Annotated in this window: 21 protein-coding genes; 2 read left to right on the top strand and 19 right to left on the bottom strand. The window is 57.6% G+C overall.

Features of this window, described 5'->3' with window-relative positions; all coding sequences use genetic code 11:
* Positions 1-11 precede the first annotated feature (11 nt).
* From ccsB to SIB42_RS09715, 7 genes are all read right to left on the bottom strand, one after another.
* Entirely contained in the window at positions 12-968 is a 957-nt protein-coding gene (gene ccsB, locus SIB42_RS09745; protein WP_067097340.1) for a c-type cytochrome biogenesis protein CcsB, read from the bottom strand.
* 49 nt (positions 969-1,017) lie between these two features.
* On the bottom strand, positions 1,018-2,181 hold the full coding sequence (locus tag SIB42_RS09740; protein WP_067097343.1) for an LptF/LptG family permease: 1,164 nt from the start codon (positions 2,179-2,181) through the stop codon (positions 1,018-1,020).
* Complete coding sequence (lptB, locus tag SIB42_RS09735) at positions 2,181-2,909, bottom strand: LPS export ABC transporter ATP-binding protein (RefSeq protein WP_067097347.1); 729 nt, start codon at positions 2,907-2,909, stop codon at positions 2,181-2,183. Before lptB ends, SIB42_RS09740 begins: the two co-directional genes overlap by 1 nt.
* A complete protein-coding gene (locus tag SIB42_RS09730; protein ID WP_067097352.1) occupies positions 2,906-3,346 on the bottom strand; it encodes an LptA/OstA family protein in 441 nt (146 codons plus the stop codon). The genes lptB and SIB42_RS09730 overlap by 4 nt, the downstream gene beginning before the upstream one ends.
* 69 nt (positions 3,347-3,415) lie before the next feature.
* On the bottom strand, positions 3,416-3,775 hold the full coding sequence (locus SIB42_RS09725) for a DUF309 domain-containing protein (protein ID WP_067097356.1): 360 nt from the start codon (positions 3,773-3,775) through the stop codon (positions 3,416-3,418).
* Complete coding sequence (gene typA, locus SIB42_RS09720; protein ID WP_067097358.1) at positions 3,772-5,574, bottom strand: translational GTPase TypA; 1,803 nt, start codon at positions 5,572-5,574, stop codon at positions 3,772-3,774. Before typA ends, SIB42_RS09725 begins: the two co-directional genes overlap by 4 nt.
* Before the next feature lie 174 nt (positions 5,575-5,748).
* Complete coding sequence (locus SIB42_RS09715; protein WP_067097361.1) at positions 5,749-6,501, bottom strand: M15 family metallopeptidase; 753 nt, start codon at positions 6,499-6,501, stop codon at positions 5,749-5,751.
* Between the two features lie 107 nt (positions 6,502-6,608).
* Here SIB42_RS09715 and chlP point away from each other — a divergent pair, with 107 nt between their 5' ends.
* Positions 6,609-7,982: a geranylgeranyl reductase gene (gene chlP, locus SIB42_RS09710; protein WP_067097364.1), complete on the top strand. Its 1,374-nt coding sequence runs from the start codon at positions 6,609-6,611 to the stop codon at positions 7,980-7,982.
* 45 nt (positions 7,983-8,027) lie between these two features.
* Here the strand turns inward: chlP and glyS are convergent, their stop codons facing one another.
* A complete protein-coding gene (gene glyS / locus SIB42_RS09705; RefSeq protein WP_067097570.1) occupies positions 8,028-10,187 on the bottom strand; it encodes a glycine--tRNA ligase subunit beta in 2,160 nt (719 codons plus the stop codon).
* A gap of 127 nt (positions 10,188-10,314) precedes the next feature.
* On the opposite strand from glyS, the gene SIB42_RS09700 reads away from it, so the two are divergent.
* On the top strand, positions 10,315-12,072 hold the full coding sequence (locus SIB42_RS09700) for an NADPH-dependent assimilatory sulfite reductase hemoprotein subunit (protein ID WP_067097573.1): 1,758 nt from the start codon (positions 10,315-10,317) through the stop codon (positions 12,070-12,072).
* Here SIB42_RS09700 and SIB42_RS09695 read toward each other — a convergent pair.
* The 11 genes from SIB42_RS09695 to SIB42_RS09645 form a co-directional block, all read right to left on the bottom strand.
* A complete protein-coding gene (locus SIB42_RS09695; RefSeq protein ID WP_067097367.1) occupies positions 12,045-12,773 on the bottom strand; it encodes a M15 family metallopeptidase in 729 nt (242 codons plus the stop codon). The genes SIB42_RS09700 and SIB42_RS09695 overlap by 28 nt on opposite strands.
* Positions 12,774-12,833: 60 nt before the next feature.
* Positions 12,834-15,368, bottom strand: coding sequence for an ATP-dependent DNA helicase RecG (recG, locus tag SIB42_RS09690; protein ID WP_067097370.1), 2,535 nt, complete (start codon positions 15,366-15,368; stop codon positions 12,834-12,836).
* Positions 15,329-16,483 carry a hypothetical protein gene (locus SIB42_RS09685; protein ID WP_067097373.1) on the bottom strand — a complete coding sequence of 385 codons (1,155 nt, stop codon included), beginning with the start codon at positions 16,481-16,483 and terminating at the stop codon, positions 15,329-15,331. Before SIB42_RS09685 ends, recG begins: the two co-directional genes overlap by 40 nt.
* 2 nt (positions 16,484-16,485) lie before the next feature.
* Positions 16,486-17,145, bottom strand: a complete 660-nt coding sequence (tsf, locus tag SIB42_RS09680) for a translation elongation factor Ts (protein ID WP_067097376.1) — start codon at positions 17,143-17,145, stop codon at positions 16,486-16,488.
* A gap of 88 nt (positions 17,146-17,233) precedes the next feature.
* On the bottom strand, positions 17,234-17,950 hold the full coding sequence (gene rpsB, locus SIB42_RS09675; protein WP_067097378.1) for a 30S ribosomal protein S2: 717 nt from the start codon (positions 17,948-17,950) through the stop codon (positions 17,234-17,236).
* A gap of 135 nt (positions 17,951-18,085) precedes the next feature.
* Positions 18,086-19,018 carry a glycosyltransferase family 2 protein gene (locus SIB42_RS09670; protein ID WP_067097381.1) on the bottom strand — a complete coding sequence of 311 codons (933 nt, stop codon included), beginning with the start codon at positions 19,016-19,018 and terminating at the stop codon, positions 18,086-18,088.
* A 91-nt stretch (positions 19,019-19,109) separates the two neighbouring features.
* Complete coding sequence (locus SIB42_RS09665) at positions 19,110-19,298, bottom strand: hypothetical protein (RefSeq protein WP_067097384.1); 189 nt, start codon at positions 19,296-19,298, stop codon at positions 19,110-19,112.
* Position 19,299: 1 nt separating this feature from the next.
* On the bottom strand, positions 19,300-20,025 hold the full coding sequence (locus SIB42_RS09660; protein ID WP_067097387.1) for a DevA family ABC transporter ATP-binding protein: 726 nt from the start codon (positions 20,023-20,025) through the stop codon (positions 19,300-19,302).
* Positions 20,026-20,029: 4 nt separating this feature from the next.
* Positions 20,030-21,202 (bottom strand): ABC transporter permease DevC, encoded by a 1,173-nt coding sequence (gene devC, locus SIB42_RS09655; protein WP_067097390.1) that lies wholly within the window; start codon positions 21,200-21,202, stop codon positions 20,030-20,032.
* The gene (locus SIB42_RS09650) at positions 21,199-22,038 is read right to left on the bottom strand and encodes an HlyD family efflux transporter periplasmic adaptor subunit (protein WP_067097393.1); all 840 of its coding nucleotides are present in this window, start codon (positions 22,036-22,038) and stop codon (positions 21,199-21,201) included. The genes devC and SIB42_RS09650 overlap by 4 nt, the downstream gene beginning before the upstream one ends.
* Positions 22,039-22,106: 68 nt before the next feature.
* Entirely contained in the window at positions 22,107-22,841 is a 735-nt protein-coding gene (locus SIB42_RS09645) for a phycocyanobilin:ferredoxin oxidoreductase (protein ID WP_067097578.1), read from the bottom strand.
* Between the last annotated feature and the right edge of the window lie 7 nt (positions 22,842-22,848).

The following is a 22,848-nucleotide window of genomic DNA, read 5'->3' as shown; positions in this document are numbered from 1 at the left end:
GTGGTTGGTGCTTACTCGAAAAACCAGCCATAGCTGTGCAATCCGATGCCAAGAAGATTGACCCCGATGTAACACACAACAATCACCACCAAACCGAAAGCGGCGACAAGCGCCGGACGCCGACCTTGCCAGCCTCTGCTCAGACGTGTATGGAGATAGGCGGCATAGACCAGCCAGCAAATCAACGCCCAAGTTTCTTTTGGATCCCAACTCCACCAACTTCCCCAAGCCTCATTCGCCCAAACGGCCCCACTAATGATGCCGACGGTGAGCAATAGAAAACCCACGGTGATCGTGCGATAGCTCAAGCTGTCGAGCTGCTCTGTGCGACTGAAGTGAATGGATGAAAGCTGAACTTCCGGCGGGTTCTGGACGGCAACAGAGCCTTGCATCGACAACAGCTTCGGTCGTCGATATGCACCGGTTCCGATGGAGCTGCTGCGAAGTTCCAGCTCTTCACCACGGTCAGTCAGCAGCACGGCAACCGACAACAATGACCCCACCATCAGAGCCGCGTAGCTGACCATGATCACGCTGACATGCATCACCAACCAGCTACTGCGCAGGGCCGGCACGAGTGGTGATGCTTGCTGCAGCTGGTCGGGTAAAGCAAAGCTGGCAAAGGCAATGCAGCCAAGGCCCACGGGGGTTGCGGCAGCTGCCACCAGTGGCGATGTCCAGTTGCGTTCAACCAGAAGTTGGGTGAGTGTGCAAGCCCAGGCCAGAAAACAGAGCGATTCGTAGAGGTTACTGATCGGGAAGTGTCCCGATTGCCACCAACGCAGCACAAGCTGAGAGGTTAGCAAGAGGTTGGAAAGGGCGATCAGCGAGCGCACACCGCTGGAGCTCCGACCATTGGACAATGCCCAGAAACTCCACGGCAGCGCGACCAAGAGGAAGGCAAAGGCCATCAGACCCAGAAGCAGAACAGGTTCCGAAACGATCGCTTCCAGACCGGAAAACCCCATCAACCACCTCAAGCAGAGGACGTACTAACTTTGATTCTGACGGTCTGGCTCATCGACTGGCCTGCCTGAGTAAGAATCCGCCACCAGCAAGGGAGATCAACACAGGACTCCATGCAGCAAGAACGGGTGTAAGTGTGCCTTTAACACCAAGCGAGCTGAAACTGAAACTCAGCACGTAGTAGACCAAGATCAAAACGACGCTGATGCCGAAACCCTGGCTTCGACTGGTTCGGCTGTTGGGTTTAGCACCAAGACTCGCACCAATCAAACCGAAGACAAGACATGCCATCGGCAGAGTGAATTTCTCCTGAATCCTGACCTGAAGTCGACGAGCCTCTTTAATATCACCTGCATTCAGAAGAAGTTGTTCTGCCTGCAGCGCTTCAGCCACCGTCATGTTGTTGGCATCCTTAGGAAGCTTGGCAATACGAATTGGAGCAGCACTAAGCGGATAGAGGTACCTGACAAAATCTGCCGAAGTGGTGCTGCCAGAGGGGGTGAGAGTCAGGATCTGCCCGTTTAGAAACTCCCATTTGGCTTCTCTCTCGTTCCAATTAGCGCTTTCGGCTACCAACATTTGTGTGAACCCCATCCGGGAAAAATCGAGCACTGTTACGCCTGTCATGGTGCCGTCACGAAATTTGCTGGCATAGAACAGCTGAACCAAGCCCTTCCCGGTGGAACCGTCAGGTTGCTGGATAGATCCGAACCGTGAATAAACAATGTTGTCGCCTTTCTCAGTGGCGATCGACTTCCCTAGTGCTCTGCGCAAAGTGATCTCAGCAGAACGATTGCTTCGGGGCACCACTACGTCATTGAAAACAAATGTCAGACTCGACATAACAAGAGACAAAGCAAGCGCTGGCAGGATCATTCGGGTGGCCGTGACGCCCACGCTGCGTAGAGCAGTGAGTTCGCTGTTTGCAGATAAACGGCTATAGGCAAGAAGGGTGGCCATCAGGGTGGCCATCGGGAAGGAAATCACCAGAAAACTAGGCAGACGCTGCAACAGCACCTGGACAGCAATCAGAACGGGAAGACCAGATTCAACGATCTTTCTCACAAGTTCAAACATCACCCCAACCGACAGCGACACAACCGTGAAGGCGGCGACTGCAAACAACAGTGGGCTGATCAGCTCGACGATGAGCCAACGATCGAGAAGCGGAATGCGCCGAAGAAGAGTGCGGACCCTGTGATTAATTGATTGCATCACAGCTGGAATCCCTCGCCGAGGTAGTGACGACGAACCAATGGGTCAGATGCCACCTGGTCGGAAAGCCCTGAGGCAAGAACGCTGCCATCCGTGAGGATGTAAGCCCGATCCGTAATGGCAAGGGTTTCCCTCACGTTGTGATCGGTAATCAGAATTCCCATCCCGCGTTGACGCAACGCCTGAATCAGTTGCTGCAGGTCAGCCACAGCCAGTGGATCCACCCCAGCGAAAGGCTCATCAAGGAGCAGATAACGCGGTCCTTCAAGCCCGACCGCCAGAGCACGGGCCACTTCGCAACGGCGACGTTCGCCGCCAGAAAGCTGGAAACCCATGCGATTTAGAAAGGGTTGCAGATGAAAATCATCAATCAGCTGATGCAGGCGCTCGTGGGCCTGTGACTTCGCAAGACCGGTCTGGGCAAGAACGAGCTCCAGATTCTCCCGGACAGTTAATTGTCTAAAAACACTGGGTTCTTGAGGCAGGTAACCGATCCCGAGCCGTGCCCTCTGAGGCATGGAAAGACTGGCAACAGGATGACCATCCATCAAAATCTCGCCTTGATCGGGCTTGAGCAGACCGATGACGAGATTGAAGCTTGTGGTTTTACCGGCACCGTTTGGCCCCAGAAGACCGATCACTTCACCCGGTTCCAGCGTCAACGTGAGGTCTTTCACCAGAGGTCGACCTCCCAGGGCGAGAGAGACCCGATTGAGACTGAGACTCATGGCGTCAGCGGGGTCTGCGCTGGCTGATCCGGGCGCAGGATCATGGTTGAGCGCACCTGTCCGCCACTCGATGGCACTGCGACAGCCCGCTCATCCTCAAGGTTGTAGGTCACACGTTCAGCCCTGAGTGTGCTGCCATCTTCCTGCACCACGTCGACATCACCACTCAACACCAAGCGTCCCTCGCGACTGAAGTACTGAGCCTGACGTGAGGTCGCCACTGTTCCGCGGGAGGGGTAAACAATGCGGACATTCCCGATAGCAGTGACCACGCCAGTGACGTTGTCGGCTGTCTGGCTGTCGGATTCGATAGTGATCAAGCCGTCGTCCGATGGGGGACCCTCAAGAGGTGCAACAAACTCCTGGGCAAGAGAAGGTCCGACAAAGGAAAGGAGCAGACCAGCGCACCAGATCAAGGAAGAGCGGAGCAAAGTCATCGATCGCTGAAACGGTGGAAACACGATCGGGCAAGAAGCTGAAAAGGTGATGTGTCATGGTCCCATGAATCACTCCGCTGCAATCAGTCGGGGTGGCGGTAGGGCCTCCGGGTCTGAGCCGGATTGAAGGGCGCTCAGGCGGTCAGCGACAGCCGTATGCAACGCGTCGAGGTCAAGTCCCAGCGCGCTAGGCAATGAGGGCCTGAGACGCCCGATGCCTTCACCGAGAAGAATGGTTGCACCGCGTGTGTTTCCCCTTTCGAGGTGAACATGAGCGACAGCGATCTGAACGATCGCCTGAATCAACTTGCGGTCGGGATCGATCTGTTCATGCCAGATCTCCTCAAAGGCATCGTGGGCCTCATACCAGGCTCCGGAATTGAACAGTTCCAGAGCCTGCGGGAAACGGGGATCATCGGCCGGACTCAACGCTTAGCCATCTTCTTCGCAGGAAGTTTGCGCAGACGAATCGATTCCGGAGTGACCTCAAGCATTTCGCCTGGGCCGATGTATTCCAGGGCCCGCTCCAACGTCATCTGCACAGGTGCCTGGAGGGTGTCGAGTTCTTCAGCACCCGCAGAACGCATGTTGGTGAGCTGCTTCGACTTGCAGACATTGATCTCGAGATCCTGAGGACGATTGTTCTCGCCGATGATCATGCCCTTGTAGACCTTTGTTCCTGGAGCAATGAAGAACTGACCACGGTCTTCAGCGTTCTTGAGGGCATAGAAGGTGGCTGTGCCCTCTTCAAATGCAATCAACACACCGTTGCGGCGGGCGTCGAAATCACCCGTCATCGGGCGGTATTCGAAGAAGGAATGGCTCATGATCCCTTCACCACGGGTGGCGCGGATGAATTCACCGCGGAAACCAATCAGGCCACGGGAAGGAACGACAAATTCCAACTGCGTGCGGCCATCAGCACTGGTTTCCATGTTCTGCATCTCAGCCTTGCGAGATCCCAGCTTTTCGATGCAGCTGCCCACAGCGGCCTCGGGGACGTCCATGACAAGGGTCTCAACGGGTTCGCAGGGTGTTCCGTCGATGGTCCTGAAAATCACCTGTGGCTGGGACACCTGGAATTCGTAACCCTCGCGTCGCATGGTTTCGATCAGGATGCCGAGGTGCAGTTCACCGCGACCACTCACTGCAAAACGATCAGGGGAGTCCGTGTCTTCGACGCGCAGTGCAACGTTGGTCAGCAGCTCTCGCTGAAGACGGTCGCGCACCTGACGGCTGGTCACAAACTTACCTTCTTTGCCTGCAAACGGTGAGTCGTTGACCACAAAGGTCATCTGCAGGGTTGGCTCATCGACCTTGATGAGTGGAAGTGCCTTGGGTTCATCTGGGCAGGCGATGGTCTCGCCAATGTTGACTTCGTCGAAACCGGCAACAGCCACCAGATCGCCAGCGCTGGCTTCAGCAATGTCCACGCGCTGAAGACCCTCAAAGCCCAGCAGTTTGCTGATCCGGCCTTTCTTGAGGTTGCCGTCATCTTTGATCAGAACTGCATTCTGACCCTGCTTGATGACGCCGTTGTGCACCCGGCCAATGATGATCCGACCGAGAAAATCGGAGTAATCAAGTGTGGTGATCTGAAGCTGCAGAGGCTTGGTGGAATCGCCAACCGGAGGCGGAACATGGCGGAGGATTGCATCGAAGAGCGGACGCATGTTGTCGCTCTCTGTTTTCATATCGGGCTTGGCGAATCCCCCCAGGCCGCTTCCAAATAAATAAGGGAAATCACACTGGTCGTCGTCAGCACCGAGCTCAAGGAACAGATCCAGCACCTTGTCGACAGCAGTTTCAGGATCAACCCGAGCACGATCAATCTTGTTAACGAACACGATGGGACGCAGACCCTGCTCGAGCGCTTTTTTCAGCACAAAACGGGTCTGAGGCATCGGTCCTTCATTGGCATCAACAATCAACAGGCAACCGTCCACCATGCCGAGCACACGCTCCACCTCACCGCCGAAATCAGCGTGTCCAGGGGTGTCAACAATGTTGATGCGGGTGTCGTTGTAAGTGACAGCCGTGTTCTTGGAAAGAATGGTTATTCCGCGCTCACGCTCCAGATCGTTGGAATCCATGACGCAGGTGGGGACTGCTTCGTTGTCACGGAAGATGCCTGACTGGGCCAGCAGTGAGTCGACCAGGGTCGTCTTTCCATGGTCAACGTGGGCGATGATCGCGATATTGCGAATCGCCTTTTGCTGGGCGCTCATAGGAGTCTGTAGGTGGCGGAATGTCTCTTGGCGCCCGGGGGCGCAGTCGACGCACCTTATCTCAACGTGAGATCGTTTCGGGTCGATGTGGACGGTCTGGCTGAAGGTTGCTCCAGATCAACGCCCGAGAGCAGCGCAAATGATCAGTCGCGCAGAACGACTGCCAATCAACCATCAACCTCCATTGGCCAGGCGACGTGCGGGCTCAAACCTTCGCAATGCATCCGCTGAACCTTCAAATCGCCAGTGCCAAGGCTCGTAGCTGACACCCTGCGAATTCACCGCAGGGAATGAAAGCGTGAAGTGATAGCTGGCTGCATGATCCTGAAGCCAACTGAAGGCGTCGGTCTGTTCAAACGAGGCGGAAAGATTCGTTGCTGGATCGGCCCCATCACCGAGGTCGACGGCATACCCAGTGCTGTGTTCGGAATAACCGGGTGGCGCGGAGACCTTGGCCCGCTCTGCGGCCGTTTGATTTCGCTCTGATTTGACGTCGAAGAAAATACTTTTTTGGAGCTCCTGGGAGCGATAACCGCTCAGCAATCTCAGATCAACACCATCAGCTGCAGCCGCACGACGCATGGCATCAAGAGAGATAGCGGCGTCTCGCTGCAATTCAATGCCCGCCTCCACTGGCACCAATTGATCCACGACAGCTTCCGCGTAGGGGAAATGCCCCAGCAGGCGACCATCACGTCCTGGTTGTTCATCAATGCCCTCCACCACTTGGGTTTTGGAGCCGAAGGGCAGCAGTTCCGGCAGGAACATCACTGTGGCCAGCGACAGTAAGAAAATAACCCCACAGGTGAGAAGAAGACCTAAACCACTCCCCCGCTTCGGTTGAGAGGAACGACTGCGGCGTGCGATGGGGATGTCATCGCGGCTGCTATCACGCTTCCTGCTGCGGGTGGCGACAGCCCGAGACAAAAGAGCACTTCATTGATGTTTCGATCGTAAGGGGGTGCGCCAGTCCCAGCGGCGAAACAACTGATTGCGGTGTAGCTTCAATTTAGAGTCCAGCGGAGTGTGCTGAGATGCTGAGAGTTGCCGTCATCGGCGGAGGTCCGAGTGGATCCTGCGCGGCCGAAGTGCTTGCAAAAGCTGGTATCAGCACCTGGATTTTCGAGCGCAAACTCGACAATGCCAAACCCTGCGGAGGAGCAATCCCTCTCTGCATGGTCGAGGAATTCGAACTTCCCGAATCGATCCTCGATCGAAAAGTCCGCAACATGAAGATGATTTCCCCCTCCAACAAGGAGGTGGACATCCGGCTGGATCCCCTGGGTTACGACAACGATGCCTACATCGGCATGTGTCGTCGCGAAGTTTTTGACTCCTTCCTGCGCAACCGTTCCGCCGAGCTCGGGGCGACCCTCGTGAATGCGCTGGTTCAGAAGATTGATACCGGAACCAATCGCCAGGGGCCCTACACCCTGCATTACGCCGACTACAGCAACGGTGGGCCCACCGGTGAGATGAAGACTCTCGAGGTGGATCTGATCATTGGCGCCGACGGCGCCAATTCCCGCGTTGCCAAGGCCATGGATGCCGGCGATTACAACGTGGCCATCGCATTCCAGGAACGCATCAAGCTGCCTGCTGAGGAGATGACCTACTACGAGGATCTCGCCGAGATGTACGTCGGCACCGATGTCTCCCCTGACTTCTATGCCTGGGTGTTCCCCAAGTTCGACCACGTGGCTGTGGGAACAGGCACCATGCAGCAGAACCAGTCGCTGATCAAAGGTCTGCAGAAAGGGATTCGTGAACGGGCGCGCAAGCGTCTGTTCAAAGGTGAGGTGATCAAGGTGGAAGCCCATCCCATCCCCGAGCACCCTCGTCCAAGACGCGTCGTGGGTCGGATGGCCCTTGTTGGCGACGCCGCTGGTTATGTCACCAAGAGCTCCGGCGAAGGGATTTACTTCGCTGCCAAGAGTGGGCGGATGTGTGCCGAAGCCATCGTGGAGATTTCAGCCAATGGCAGCTGCATCCCCACGGAGAAGCAGATCAAGTCCACCTACCTGAAGCGCTGGGACAGAAAGTACGGCGCCACTTACGCGGTGCTCGACATTCTTCAGAAGATTTTCTACCGGAACGACGCCGCTCGCGAAGCCTTTGTGGAAATGTGCGATGACCGCGATGTTCAGAAACTCACTTTCGACAGCTACTTGTACAAGCGAGTGGTGATGATGAATCCCTGGCAGCAGGTCAAACTGACCCTGCGCACTGTGGCAAGCCTGTTGCGTGGTCAGGCCCTTGCACCGTCCAACTACGGGTCTGTTCCCTCAGCTGTAGGTCGCTCAGACGGAGACTTCCTTGCTGAGGAAGCGTCCCAGGCGATCAAATCGAAGGCCAGCGAAGACCCAGCTTCAAATAGCGAGGAGCGTTCAAAAGTCACCAGCAGCTGAGCCCATCAAGGCTGAGCTCGGCTGTTGACGGGCTCAAGGCGTTATTCACGACTGGATGTTGTCGAAACATGCCAAAACGGAAGCCTGATTGCGCAGTACACCCAGCAGGTTCAGACGATTGCGTCGTACAGCTTCGTCCTCAGCCATCACCATCACACTGTTTTCGCCGTCGAAGAAGGCTTCGAGAGCTCGGGCAGCACCCTGGAGCTCTGATGCCAGACCTTTGTAGTCACAGGCTTTAGCCAGCGGACTGAGGCTCTCCAACTGCTTCAGCAGATCAGACTCACTGGGGGAGCCGAACAACGAGGCTTTGATCACTTGAGCCGGAACCAGTTGAGAGGTGTCGAGATCTCCTTTCTCAGCCAGCTTGGATGCCCGTTGAACCACAGCCTGAACCGCTTGTAGCCGGCCATCAGCCCGCAAATCCTGGAGCAACAACAACCGTTCACGCGCATCGACCGGATCCTGAAGCAGGCGTGCGCTGCTAACGGCCTCTCCGCTCACGGCCTGAACAAGGTCGGGGGGAAAACCATCATCCTCGAACTGAGACACCATGCGTTGGCGCAACAGCTGTCCCAGATCATTGGCAAGAGAAGCCGCGTCGAACTGAAACGCTGGGAACAGCCCTGCCCAGTGGTGTGACGCTGTGCTCAAGAGAGTCTGCAGCGGCAGGCGCCACCCACGATCCCAGAGAATCTGGACGATCCCGTTGCCAGCACGGCGAAGCGCATAAGGATCGGACGAACCCGACGGGCGTTGACCTTTGGCGAAAATGCTGAGCAGAAGCTCCAGGCGTTCCGACAGCGCCAACAGGGCACCGACATCGCTGGAGGGAGGTGCGTCGCCGGATCCGGCGGGTTGATAGTGCTCAGCCACTGCCAAGGCAACTTCGCGGTGTTCACCCTCTTCAAGCAGATATTTGCCGCCCATCAGGCCTTGAAGTTCGGGGAATTCACCCACCATCTGGCAAACAAGATCGTTCTTGCAGAGATGGGCCGCACGGCGTCCATGGCCTGCCAGTGAGTCGCTGGTTGCAAGAGCCTGAACTAGCTGGTCCATCACCCAGCTGATCCGCTCGGTGCGATCCAGCAGGCTGCCGAGACCTTCGGCAAAGGTGACGCGATCGAGCTCCTGACGGCGCTGCTCGCTGGGCTGAAGGCGGTCAACGTTGAGGAAAAACTCCGCATCCGCAAGTCGAGCGCTCAGAACCCGCTGATTTCCACTGACAATCGTGTCGGAGGCATCCGGCAGTCCATTGCCAACAAGCAGAAAATTAGACCGCAACACATTGCGAGCCTCAAGCTGCAATGGATCGGCAGTCGCGTTCGGTTGTCTGAGCGGGACGTAGCGCTGATGCGACTGCATCACCGTGACAATCACTTCTGGGGGTAGATCCAGATACTGATCGGCAATTTCACCCTTCAGGACCACCGGGGCTTCCACCAGATCCACCAGCTCCTGAAACAGACTCTCAGGACAATCCGCCTCACCACCGCAGGACGCTGCCTCGGCAGCAATGGAACTGCGGATGGTTTCGGCACGCTGATCGCGATCCACCATCACACCGGCTTCAGCCAAACGCGCGGGGAGTTCATCCGCTGACTTCAGCTCAGCGAGTGGGTCGTGGAGACGATGGCCTCGACTTTGACGACCACTTCGCACGAGGGGATCAGAGGCATTGAGCGTTACTGGGATCAAGGTCTCACCCAGCAGAGCGACCAGCCAACGCACGGGTCGACTGAACCGCTGCTCTCCACTTCCCCAGCGCATGAACCGACGACCCTGAAGGCAGTCGATCCACTGGGGGATGAAGTCCTGCAACAGAACGGAGCTCTCTTGACCAGGTGTGCAAATGCTCGCAAACAGACAGGGACCCTTGGGCGTCTCTCGACTTTCGAGCTGCGAAGGGTCCACACCACAACGCTTGGCAAAACCGATGGCAGCCGGTCCTGGCTGGCCGTCAACCAGCGCCTGGGACAAAGGAGGGCCCTTGCGATCCTCCTCAAGATCAGGTTGTGAATCGATGAGATCGCTGATCTGAACTAGCAAACGACGGGGTGTGCCCGTCACAGAGAGCTGTCCATGGTCAAGCCGCAGCTCCTTCAGATCAGTACGGACACGCCGCTCCAGCTGCTGAAGCGCTGAGCGCACGAAATCGGCCGGTAGTTCCTCGGTGCCGATCTCGAGCAGAAACGTGTTTGCCACTCCACGTGCCAATGCAGGTGGCGACTTTATGAGACGCCGCTTCGCTAGTTTCAAATGCAACAACGATGCACGTGTGAGCGACGGACTGACAGCCACATCCAATGCCCAGGAGGCCGTGGTGTCTTCTGTGCTGGATGGGCCTGCAGCGCGCACAGAGTCGATCGACACAGCACTGTCAAAAGCTGAGAAAAGGAAGCTTTACAGCGGTCACCTGCGCGAGCCGCTGCAGTCGGAACTGCTGAACGACGACATCCGTTTCAGTGAGGATGCGGTTCAGCTGCTGAAATTCCACGGCAGCTATCAACAGAACCATCGCGAACTGCGCAAAACCGACAAGGTGCGCTGCTGGCAGATGATGCTGCGGCTGCGCAACCCAGGTGGTCGGGTTCCGGCTGACCTGTTCGCAGCTCTGGATGACCTCTCCGACCGCTATGGCGACGGCACACTGCGCGCCACCACCCGACAGGCCTTCCAGATGCACGGGGTGCCCAAGGGTGACCTGAAGACCGTGATCGGCACGATCATCACCAACCTGGGCTCAACCCTCGCCGCCTGTGGCGACATCAACCGCAACGTGATGGCGCCCCCTGCGCCGTTCGAGAAGGGTGCTTACCCCGCTGCACGTGCGCTCGCTGATCAAATCGCTGATCTGCTCAGTCCTGAAGCCGCTGAGGGGTCCTATCTGGACATGTGGATTGATGGTGACCACAGCTATCGCTTTCAGCCGGCCAAAACGGTGAGCAAGGCTCGCACCCGCCAGCAAAAGGGAGGTGTCTTTTCGGGCAGCGGAGCTGAACCCCTCTATGGCGACACCTACCTACCACGTAAATTCAAAGTCGCCGTCACCGTGCCTGGTGATAACTCCATCGATCTGCTGACGCAGGATATTGGTCTTGTGGCTTTTGTTGATGCCTCAGGAGCACTCAAAGGCTGCAATGTCTACGTGGGTGGCGGCATGGGCCGAACTCACAATCAGGAAGACACGTTTGCGAGAACCGCCGACGTACTCGGCTACGTGAAAGCAGAGAACATCTTCGATCTACTGCAAGCGATCATGGCTCTGCAGAGGGACCATGGAGATCGGGAAGTCCGCAAGCACGCCCGTATGAAATATCTCCTGTATCAGCGCGGGATCACCTGGTTCAGATCAACTCTGCGCAAGCACTACTTCAATGGTGAACTGAAGGGAATCCGCCAGGAACCGATTGCCAAGCTTCAGGACTATCTGGGTTGGCACCGTCAGAAGAAAGGCCTCTGGTTCGTTGGCCTACCGATGATGTGCGGACGACTGGAAGGTGCGGTGAAAAAAGGGTTGCGCAAGATTGTGCAGACCTATCAACTTGAGATCCGCCTGACGGCCAATCAAGACCTGCTGCTCTGCAACATCGGGGCTGCCCAAAAAACATCGGTCAAGCGGGAACTCGCCAAACTGGGATTTGAACTTCCAGGTGAACCGGCCCCACTGGCACGTCATGCGATTGCTTGCCCTGCTCTGCCGACATGCGGGCTGGCGATTACAGAGGCCGAGAGAATTCTCCCCGATGTGCTTGACCGCCTGGATGCGTTACTGCAAAAACTGGGCATTGACCAATCGGTGTTGGTGCGCATGACCGGATGCCCCAATGGCTGCGCCCGTCCTTACATGGCCGAACTGGCTCTGGTGGGAAGTGGCCTGAATCAATATCAGCTCTGGTTGGGTGGGACTCCGAATCTTCAGGTGCTCGCCAGGCCCTTCCTGCAGAAGATGCCCCTTGATCAACTGGAATCAACGCTGGAACCCTTGCTGATCAATTGGAAACAGTGCGGGGTCAGGCGCAGTTTCGGAGCTCACGTCAACCGACTCGGAGACGAAGCAGTTCAACAACTCCTGGGAACGGAGGCATAGATCGCTCCGGAGGTCTGCTGTTGCCAGGCCCAGAGCTGATCTCCGTGGCTGAAATGCCACCATTCACTGGGATGTCTGGCAAAACCAGCCTTGGTCATCACTTCATTGAGCAGACAACGACGACCGTGCCAGAGAGCCGCCTCACCGTGAGGATTCGCTTCAGCCTCCTTGGCATGGTGATCAGGAATGGACTGATCGCCGATGGCATCGATGTCACCGCCCATCTCGAGTAGAGCTCCACAGCTGTCCGCAAGGGTGAGATCCACTGCGCCACCAGTACTGTGTGGAGGGGGTGTACAGGGATCCGGGCTCGGAGGAGCCCAGAACCGGGCCACATCGCTTTGCACCTGTTCAAGAGCTGCAGCCATCAACGGGTCTGAAGGATCAAAACCCTGAGAGCGACATTGCTCCTGAACGGCGTGCTCCACCATGTAGGCCTGCACACGGATCGGTCTCCACGCGTCAAAAATCGCCAGCTGCACCGTGTCGACCTCAGGATCACTGCGCATCGACAGAAGGGTTTGTGCGGCAATCAGCCGCTTGAGAACGCCAGAGCGCAGTCGATAGGGATCTGCACCCTCGCCATACGGTGCACCGACGCAGGCATAGGGATGGGGCTCAAGGCATAGGAAGCGTGGCTTGAGCGACACAAGCGGTTCACCACAGTCGTCGATCACCACATCGCTCCAGGGACGACTCATCCGACCTCAGAACGCAAGGCAGCCATCGTATGGGGAGAGCAACAGCAGCGACGATGGATTTCAGTTGAGCTGAGCCGCCGATGTCACACGACTGCGCTGCTCATCGAGAAGACGCCTGAGCACGGCGTAATCCCTCAGCTCTGGATCCTCACGAAAAATGTCCGCAGCTTCTTCGCGCGCTTCCTCCAGCACAGATCCATCATCCGCCAGGCTTGCGAGCGCCAGATCCGGCAGGCCGGATTGACGGGTGCCCAGGACCTGGCCTGGTCCACGCAAGCGAAGATCCATTTCAGCGATCTCGAAGCCGTCGGTGGAACGCACCAGCACCTCAAGACGCTGGCGGGCTAGAGGGTTGCGACTGTCATTGATCAGCAGGCAGTGGGAGGCCGCTGCGCCTCGGCCGACACGACCACGCAGCTGATGCAACTGCGCAAGACCGAAACGATCGGCATGGTCGATCACCATCACACTGGCCTCCGGCACATCCACGCCCACCTCCACCACGGTGGTCGAAACCAGAACCTTGGTCTCCCCAGAAGCGAAGGCTCTAATCACAGCCTGTTTTTCGGCGCTGGCAAGACGTCCGTGCAGAAGACCCACTTGAAGATCAGGAAACACCTCATCGGCGAGCTGTCGGTGCACATCCACTGCTGAGCGCAGATCCATCTTTTCGGACTCTTCCACCAGAGGCAGCACGACATAGGCCCGCTGGCCCTTGTCCACCTCGTCCCGGATCAAGTCGTAAGCCTCGTCGCGATTCGAGCCGGTGATCATGGCGGTACGAATCGGCGTCCGGCCGGGTGGCAGTTCATCGATCTGACTCACATCCAGATCACCATGCAGCGAAAGCGCCAAGGTGCGAGGAATTGGCGTTGCCGTCATGGTGAGCAGATGGGGTTGCAGACCCTTACCGAGCAAACGGTTGCGCTGACGCACACCGAAGCGGTGCTGTTCGTCGACCACCACGAGGCCAAGACGGGAGAAGGCCACCGGGTCCTCCAGCAGGGCATGGGTTCCGACCAGAATTTTGCACGCCCCAGAGGCAACGTCAGCGAGGATCCTGCGCCGTTGCTTCTGTGGTGTCGACCCCGTTAACAGCTCAACGGTGACATGCAGCGCGGGCATCCAGCCGCAGAGGCTGCGGTAATGCTGCTCAGCAAGAACCTCCGTTGGGGCCATCATTGCCCCCTGCCATCCAGCCTGAATGGCCCTCAACAGCGCAGCCACGGCAACGACCGTCTTGCCGCTGCCGACATCTCCCTGAACCAGTCGAGCCATGGGTTCCTGGCGGTTCAGATCTGACTCGATTTCCGCCAGCACCCGCTGCTGCGCTTCAGTGAATTCAAACGGCAGCATGGTGAGGAACCGACCCAGCAACCCGTCAGGATCCGAGGCACTGCTGCTCAGGGAGGGAGCGGAGCGCTGCTTCAACGCCGCGCGGCGTTGCATCAAGCCGAGCTGCAGCAACAGAAACTCATCAAAGACCAGGCGATGCCGGGCCTGCTGAAGTTGATCAGATGACTCAGGACGATGAATCGCCACCAAGGCCCGATCGCGACTGAGCAGCTGCCGAGCATCACGCCGGCCCCGGGGAAGGGGCTCTGGCCACAGACGCACCGAAGGCAGAACGCGTTCGATCAGCGAACGGAAGCGATCCGCGGTCAGCCCCTCCGTCAGTGGATACACAGGCAGCAGCCTGCCGATGCGGCTGGAACGAAGCGGTGCCTGAGCACTTTCCATCACTTCGATCAGTGGATCTTGAAAACTGATTCCATAAGGCCCTCTTTTGACCAGACCACTGACGGCCACCGTGGCTCCATTGGGGTACTGACGGGTCTGACCATGCAGATAGGAGGGATTGCTGAACCGCTTTCCAGCCAGGAACCGGGTCACCTTGATCCGCCCTGTTGGATCCTGAAGCTGCAGCTCAATGATCGACAGGTTGGGATTGCGGGGACTGGTGAAGCCATGGCAGCGACGCACCGTGGCCACGATCGTTGCTGTTTCACCCGGCACAAGGGCATCAATGCGTCGCAGCGCCGAATAGTCGACGTAATCCCTGGGGTAATGGAGGATCAGATCACGCACCAGCAATAGCCCCAGACTGGCCAGTCGCTCTGCGAGTTTCGGCCCGATGCCTTTAACCTGAGCGAGTGGACTGTCGAGACTAGGTGCAGCAGGCGTGGATGCAGCAGACGACGAAGATCGTTGCGCAACCTTCAGACGCGGTGGAGCCATGGGTTCTGATGGCTCCAGCCGCTGGCGCAGTGCATGCAGCCATTGCCTAACCACGGTGACCTGTCGGCGGCGGGCTGCATCATCAAGGGATGCGTAGTCGGCGAAGTCCTTCGCCAAAGCCTGAAGCCGAGGCGGAACATCGCCTGGCAAAGGGATCTGCGGAGGCGTTCCCAGCTCGCGCTGCATGAAGCTGTCAAAGCGTTCGGTGCGGCCCTGAAGATTGTTGAAACCGCGGTCTACCTCCAGTGACAACGCCTTCTGCAGAGGTCGGATCCACACCAGAAACCGCTCAAGAGCCTGATAATCCAGGCCGGCGTTCAACTGAGTTGAGGAGTCTCCGGCTGGTTGGGCCACCAATCGTTCTGGACCTCTCGGACACTGGCGCGACGCTGCCAGTGTCGCTCCTTCTGCAGCAAACTGCCTAGATCACGACGGTGCAATCGAAGACGACTGCGACTGCGTCTCAGAACATGGTCATCGAACTCAAGCTCGGACGGGCGCATCAAGACGCAGGCCGTGTCCATCGCCTGGCCGTCGTTGACCATTGAAAGAGGCAGCGTCAGCCTCAGCACATTGGAGGGTGCTGACTGTGATGGCAGCTGACCAGTGTTAACGGCATCCAAAAGCTGAATGGGAAGCAAGCTGCGCGTGACCCCTGCTCGCATCAGCTCAACATTCACAGCGTGGGACACGTTGCGGAGTCTGCGAATCAAGGCGGAATCCACTGAATCCATCCAACTCAAAAGACCGCTTGCTGTCGATGGCATCAGCTGATCGCTGGATTGGGCCGCCAGAGGAACAAGGGAATCGTCGGCTTCGAGACCGCTCTGAAACTCCTGGGAGGACTCACCCTGATCCAATGATTCACCGGCCATGACAAATAGCGACCGCAGAATCTCCAGTTCGGACAGCTCGGCCCCTGGATCAGGTGATGTCAGTGACTGAGGATCGACGGCTTCAGGAGGATCCAGCGAATCATCCGCTGAGGAAGGCGGATCGTTCGGCAGCAGACCCTCCAGCAGATCGGGACGTTCCAGAGGCAGATCCAGGCCCAGTTCAATTCCCTGGGACGGTGCATCTTGGTTCTGTGGCTCGACGCTTCTGGTGGCTCGATCCGCAAGATTTTGAAACTGCTGAATGCGGGACCTCCGATCTTCGTCCTGAAGGCGCAAAGCCAAAACAAGCAACTGCTCGATCGTGATCATCGATGAAGCACGCTGAACGAGTGCATCAATGCGTTGCTGCAACACCGTCTGGCGGTCTGAGAGCGATGCGCGTTGCAGAGGCGCAAGAGAGCAGAGCAGGTGGCGGATCGCCGCCTTGACTGCGGTGGGCAAGGTCCGACGCACCTGTTCCAGATACTGAGCCTGCTCTCTGTAGAGATGAGGTGCCAGAGAGTTACAGCGATCTTCCAGACGTGCAAGCTGCACGCCTGGATCGTGCGCGTGACGACTCCCAGGCAATCCCGTCAAGATCAGCCTTTCGACATGGAGGCGACTTCTGCAGCGAAGTCGGACTCTTCAATCTCAATGCCCTCTCCAAGGGTGTAGCGGGTGAATCGACGCACCTTTACGTTTTCGCCGATCTTGCCTGCTGTCTGTTTGACGAGCTCCGCCACGGTCAACGAGCTGTCCTTGATGAAGGGCTGTTCCATCAGAGCCAGTTCCTTGAGGCGCTTGTTGATGCGACCCTCAACAATCTTCTCCTTCATCTGCTCGGGCTTGCCTTCAAGGTCATCACGACCCATTTCGATCGCTTTCTCACGCTCGCGGATCTCTGAAGGAATCTCATCCGTGGTGACGTACTCCACACCAGGACAGGCAGCCACCTGCATGGATACGTCGCGGAGCAATTCCTGGAACATGTCGCCACGCGCAACGAAATCGGTTTCGCAGTTGATTTCGATCAGGACACCAACGCGGGCTCCCGTGTGGATATAGCTGCCGATGGCACCCTCAGCGGCAGTGCGACCAGATTTCTTTTCGGCGCTGGCGATACCTTTCTGACGAAGCCACTCAACGGCTTTGTCGGCATCGCCATCAGTTGCTGCAAGAGCTTTCTTGCAATCCATCATTCCAGCGCCGGTCTTGTCGCGGAGTTCCTTAACGAGCTTGGCGGATACGGCAGCAGCCATCGGATGTGTTGGTGGAGGACGTTGGGACAAAAAGATCCGCCTTCCCGCTCTGGCGGGGGGGCGGCGTGAACTTAGCGGCTAAGGCGACTCAACCTTGGTTGTCGGCGCCACGCTGCTCGTTGGAACCATGACGACCTTCGTTGATGGCATCAGCGAGGCGACTCAGCACCAGCTGCACGGAACGCACTGCATCGTCATTGCAAGGAATCGGCACCTCGCACAGATCCGGGTCGCAGTTGGTGTCAAGCATCGACACCAGAGGAATATCGAGCTTGCGGGCCTCGAGCACAGCGTTGGTCTCGCGACGCTGATCCACCAGGACCACCACATCGGGAAGACGACGCATGTTCTTCAGACCACCTAGGTACTTCTGAAGACGATCAAGCTCCCGGCGGAGCACAGCTGCTTCCTTCTTGGGGCGCATGGCGATCGCACCGCTGGACTCCATCCGCTCCAGATCCTTGAGGCGATCAATCCGGGCCTTCATCGTGGTCCAGTTGGTGAGCATTCCACCCAGCCAACGCTGGTTCACATAGGACGCTCCACAACGTGCCGCTTCATGAGCGATCACCTCGGACGCTTGTTTCTTGGTGCCAACGAATAGAAAACGCTTGCCGCTTCTGGCCGCGGTGCGCGTCCATTTATAGGCGTTGTTCATGCAGACAGCGGTCTGCACAAGATCAATAATGTGAACTCCGTTGCGCGCGCAATAGATGTAGCGCGACATCTTGGGGTTCCAGCGACGGGTCTGGTGACCGAAATGGGCACCAGCTTCCATCATCTCGGCGAGAGTGACGACAGCCATGGTTGTGTTGAGGTTTCGGGTTCGCCTCCACCTGTCAGGGATGGTGTGGTGAACCGGGGTTCAGATCACATCCAGCACCCGAAACAGACAGGTGTGCGGTTTGAAAGGACCCGCCGAATTTAACAAAGTACCGGCTCAGGACAGCCCGGCCTGACGCGCTTCTCGAAACAAAGCCTCCACACCGATGCGGTTGAGCGGAAGTCTCAGCAGCTCAAGTGCCAGGGACGGTTGACCCAGGCGAATCAACCAGGCCAGCACCGGTCGCAAGCTGCGTTCATTGAGCAAGCCCCCCAACGTCAGCAGACCCCAGAGCAGACGATGCATCCAGGTGAACTGGATGATCATTCGCACCCTGCGACTGGGATGCTTTCGATAAAACACAAGCCCCATGCGGGCGCGTTCCCGTTCGACCCTAATGAGGTCGGGGATCTGAGCAAGGTGAAAGGCAGGATGCCAGTGATAACCAACGGCTTCAGGACAGCGAACCAGCTGCACTCCCATCTGGCGGAGACGTTCACCCAGTTCGAGGTCCTCCCAGCCGTACAACCTGAATCCCGTATCAAACAGGCCAGACTGTTCCAGCACTTGTCGATCGATCGCGACATTTCCAGTTGCGAAATAAGCCCAGGAAAGATCACGCATCTTGTGACGCTCTCCTGTTGGATTGTCGAAATCAGCGGTGTTGATCACTGCGCCGTAGGTGAAGCAGAGACGGTTTCCGGAACGTTGCCATTGCCTCGCAAGAGCCTGCGCATGACTGGCCAGGAATGTCGGCGTGACGACCAGATCACTGTCGATGAAGACGATCACATCGCCCCGGGCATGAGCGACGCCACGGTTGCGTCCCTCGGCAGGTCCCCCATGGCTCTGCTCAATCAAACGGACCCTGGAGAACTCCCCTGCCGATGATCTGAGCCAGTCAGGAGTGCCATCGGTGGATCCGTCATCCACCACGACAACCTCATACTCATCAATTTCTGAACAAGCGCTCTGACAATCCAGAGAACGCAGACACTTCTCGAGGATGTCGCGTCTGTTGTAGGTGGGAATCACGACGCTGATGAACATCCGCCCGCACGATGAGCCGTCGTGAGTCAGCCTAAAGGCAAGAAAAAAAGGGGGCCTTCAGCCCCCTCTGAACAAGCTGTTTGCAAACAGATCAGTCTGCAGCGCCACCATTATTGGCAGTGCCTGTCACACCGTTGCCGGCACCTTCACCACGGCCGTCATTGCGCATCTTGCGCTTCTTGAATTTGCGCGCGTAGGCGCGATTGCGCTCCTGCTTTTCCTTCTTGAGGTTTCTGCGCTTGGCCATTCGGGAGTCCGGAGCTTCTTGAAGTTCACCCAACTTACTCAATGGGCTGAAGCAAACGGCCATCCTCCATTTTCACCAGCCTGTCAGCAACATCAAGAATGCGCGGGTCGTGGGTGACCATCAACACGGAACAGGCTTGCTCGCGAGCCAGGCGCTTGAGTAATTCCACAACCTCACGACCGGTCCCGCTGTCCAGCGCTGCCGTCGGTTCATCGGCAAGCAGCAACTGGGGCCTAGCAGCCAGTGCACGAGCAATGGCCACGCGCTGTTTCTGACCACCCGAGAGGTCCTGAGGAATCTTGCTGAGGTGATCCTCGAGCCCTACGGCCCTGAGCCACTCTCTGGCCTGATCACGGCGACCGCGATAACTGAAGCCCTCAAGGAGATCAGCTCCCATCTGCACGTTCTGCTCGGCCGTGAGGCAACGCAGAAGGTTATGGCCCTGGAAAATCATGCCGATCCGGCGGCGAAGCAACTGTCGTTGGCCCCGGCCGGCACCCTGGAGCTGCTGTCCAAACACGCGAACATCCCCCTGCTGGACTTGTCGAAGCGCGCCGATCAAGGTGAGCAGAGTGGTCTTGCCACAGCCTGATGGACCGGTCAGCAGCACCACTTCGCCGGCCGCGATCTGAAGATCAACCGACTGAAGAACCTGCCGGCGCATTGACCCACGTCCGTACCAGTGGCTGAGATTTTCAATCTTCACCGTGCTGACAACATCAGCACCTTGGTGTTGAGCTGGATGAGAAAGAACCGTCATGGTCTCAGAAGATCTCCGCCGGATCGGCATCCACTAGACGGCGCATGGCTAAACCTGCCGAAGCCATGCACATGACCAGGATCATGCTGAACACCGTGATGGCTCGACTGAAATCCATCGCCACAGGGAGTGCGGTAGCACTTCTGACCAGCAGATAGAGACCTTGCCCGGCGGCATAAGCCGGCAAATATCCAAAGAGCGCAAGCAGAAGCCCCTCGCGCACAACTACACCCAGCAGGGTTCTGAGCTTGTAGCCCATGGCCATCAACGTGGCGTACTCCGGCAGATGGTCACTGACATCGGAATACAGCACCTGATAAACGATCACGCAGCCGACAACAAAGCCCATGGCAGCACCCAAGGTGAAAATGAAGCCAATCGATGTGCTTGTGCGCCAGTAGTTCTGCTCGAAATCAATAAAACCCTGCTTGGTGAGAACCGTGACGTCCTCAGGGAGCAGAGCATTGAGTTTCTCCACCACCGCTTCGGCGTCCGTGCCCTGCTGCAACCGAACCAGTCCAACTTCGATGCTTCCTGGGGGCGTGTTGGGCAGGAGCTCGAGAAACGTTTCGCTGCTGGTGAGCAAATTGCCATCAGCACCGAAGGAGCTGCCGAGCTCAATCAAACCGGCCACCCGTACCCTTTTCCCTGAGATCTCACTTTCAACGGTTCGACCATCTCGGAACCATTCGGCCACCGGCCCGAACTCAGGACGCGACTTCTCATCGAACAGAACCCGACCTTTCTGAGTCAGCACCTGAGCTTTGGGCGCCAGGGTTGGGTCCACAAACAGGGGATCACCCGGTTCAAAACCAAGGGCAAGGATCGATCGGGTGCCGCGTGTCTGGGGATTGCGCCAGAGCAGAAGATTCCAGTGCACTGGCGTGATGCCCTCCACCTCAGGCAGGGCCATGGTCTGCACCAAACGACGCCGAGGAAAGCCAGCCATGCTCACGGAACTGGTCGAACGTGGACTGATCAGAACAATGTCAGCGTCGAAGAGGCGATGCACCGTGACGCTGGCATCAAAGAGGCCGTCGCGGAATCCCAGCTGCATGAACATCAGGATTCCCGCGAAACTGATGCCAGCCAGTGCAACAGCCAGACGAACCGGCTGCCTGACCAGCATCAGTGAAGCCAGTGGAATCCCACGCCCGCTCAGGAAGCGACCGATCATGAGGATCCGAATCGGGCGATCACCTTCAAGCCCGAGAGTCTTGAAACACGCTGGGTGGATCCTGAATCCAAGCGGACCAACACTTCAACGATCCTGGCGTCCGCATCACCGGTCGGATCCGTGGACAAAACCTGTCGTTGTCGCACCTGAGGACTGATGCGTGCAACCGTTCCCTGGAGATCCCCTTCGAAACCGCCGTTCTCACTGATCAACGTGACCGCTTCGCCAAGCTTGATGCGATTGATATCTGACTCGTAAACCTCGATCAGAGCCTCCATCGACTGACTCGCTCCAACGTCCAACACACCATCGGCGCTAGGTCGCTCACCCACCCGGGCACGCAGCTTGAGAACCGTTCCATCGATTGGAGAACGAAGTTCGCTGTCGTTCAAATCAGCTTCTAGTTTTCCGCGCTCGGCAATCAGTTCAGCCTTTTTGCGCTCAAGCAGGGTGAGTTGGTTCTGTTTTTCCTCCAGTACAACAACTTCCACCGCACCCTGACCAGCGCCCTGTGCGTAACGGGCAACCTCTCTTCGCTTCAGCGGTATCTCGGTCTCAGCGGTGAGGATCTTGGCGTCGGTTGCGGCGAGATCCGCTTCAATCTTCGGCCGGTTGTCGAACACAGCAAGAACTTGACCCTTGCGAACCGGATCGCCTTCATTCACCAACAGTGAAGACACCCTCGGGGAGCCACCGAAACCACTCACCGGTGCCGCAAGACGACGGACCTCACCAGCAGGTCTGAGGCTTCCGAGGGCTGCGACCGATTCTGGCTGTCGGCTTGCGACCTGCTCTGAAGCAGAGGCAGGAGTGGGTGGCTGCGGTCGACGCAGCATCAACACTCCACCAGCAACAGCAAGTATTGCCAGGGCACCTACGCCGAGCCAGATCCGACTTGATCCACTCAGGGACTCGGTGGCTCGTCGAACAGAAGCTCCTCGATGTACCGATCCGCCCAGACCGTCCCGAAGGCTTTCTCCAGAACCCGCCGCGTTTTGTCGTTGCGTTTCTGTTGCCGGCAATAGGACACCTGTCCGTGATACCGGGCCAGAGTAGAAGGAGCACTTGGGTCATCGGGCTCTGCAGCCTGCACGGCATCGCCCAGAACCTGGAGGTAATCGTCAACCAGTTCCACGAACCAATCTTCTTCTTGTTGATTCACGGGGCGAATGAATCTCACAAACGGCGAGAAGATGGTGGCCCAAGTGGGAAGTTCGCGCACCTGTTCAAAGGCAGGGATCACAGCGGCTTCAAGGCCACACTCAATGCGTTCGGGAAGCTGATCACCAACCGGGGAAAGATCGATGATGGCCGCGGAGATTCCGGCGGGGCTGGCAACAATGTCGGCGCCGAACACCGGCAAATCAAAACGAGGATCGGGAAAAAAGACGCAATGAAGGATCTGCAGCCCGAGTCCAAGTCGTGCGATTTCCAGGTGAAGTTTGCGCAGTCCACGACAGGAATGCACCTCATTGGTGATGAACAGAGCCTCGCCATCCAGAGTCCCGATGATCTCCTCGAGGTCAGTCGACAACATGAGTGGATTGAGCTCCGGAAAGCCGTCCCTGCACTGACGAATGCGAGCAGCCAGAGCCATCACCAGCGGGTGCATCTCCTGACCGCTCGGGGACGCTGGCATCAATCCG

The organism is Synechococcus sp. MIT S9508, assembly GCF_047303045.1.
In the GTDB taxonomy this organism is placed as follows: Bacteria; Cyanobacteriota; Cyanobacteriia; order PCC-6307; family Cyanobiaceae; genus Synechococcus_C.
The sequence above is the reverse complement of the archived record's forward strand: the minus strand, read 5'-3'. Positions and strand labels throughout refer to the sequence as shown.

Bases quoted from the DNA above. Each gene is read 5' to 3' on its own strand.
- ccsB (WP_067097340.1), bottom strand. From the start codon at position 968: ATGGGGTTTTCCGGTCTGGAAGCGATCGTTTCGGAACCTGTTCTGCTT.
- SIB42_RS09740 (WP_067097343.1), bottom strand. From the start codon at position 2,181: ATGCAATCAATTAATCACAGGGTCCGCACTCTTCTTCGGCGCATTCCG.
- lptB (WP_067097347.1), bottom strand. From the start codon at position 2,909: ATGAGTCTCAGTCTCAATCGGGTCTCTCTCGCCCTGGGAGGTCGACCT.
- SIB42_RS09730 (WP_067097352.1), bottom strand. From the start codon at position 3,346: ATGACTTTGCTCCGCTCTTCCTTGATCTGGTGCGCTGGTCTGCTCCTT.
- typA (WP_067097358.1), bottom strand. From the start codon at position 5,574: ATGAGCGCCCAGCAAAAGGCGATTCGCAATATCGCGATCATCGCCCAC.
- chlP (WP_067097364.1), top strand. From the start codon at position 6,609: ATGCTGAGAGTTGCCGTCATCGGCGGAGGTCCGAGTGGATCCTGCGCG.
- SIB42_RS09695 (WP_067097367.1), bottom strand. From the start codon at position 12,773: ATGAGTCGTCCCTGGAGCGATGTGGTGATCGACGACTGTGGTGAACCG.
- tsf (WP_067097376.1), bottom strand. From the start codon at position 17,145: ATGGCTGCTGCCGTATCCGCCAAGCTCGTTAAGGAACTCCGCGACAAG.
- rpsB (WP_067097378.1), bottom strand. From the start codon at position 17,950: ATGGCTGTCGTCACTCTCGCCGAGATGATGGAAGCTGGTGCCCATTTC.
- SIB42_RS09670 (WP_067097381.1), bottom strand. From the start codon at position 19,018: ATGTTCATCAGCGTCGTGATTCCCACCTACAACAGACGCGACATCCTC.
- SIB42_RS09660 (WP_067097387.1), bottom strand. From the start codon at position 20,025: ATGACGGTTCTTTCTCATCCAGCTCAACACCAAGGTGCTGATGTTGTC.
- devC (WP_067097390.1), bottom strand. From the start codon at position 21,202: ATGATCGGTCGCTTCCTGAGCGGGCGTGGGATTCCACTGGCTTCACTG.
- SIB42_RS09650 (WP_067097393.1), bottom strand. From the start codon at position 22,038: ATGCTGCGTCGACCGCAGCCACCCACTCCTGCCTCTGCTTCAGAGCAG.
- SIB42_RS09645 (WP_067097578.1), bottom strand. From the start codon at position 22,841: ATGCCAGCGTCCCCGAGCGGTCAGGAGATGCACCCGCTGGTGATGGCT.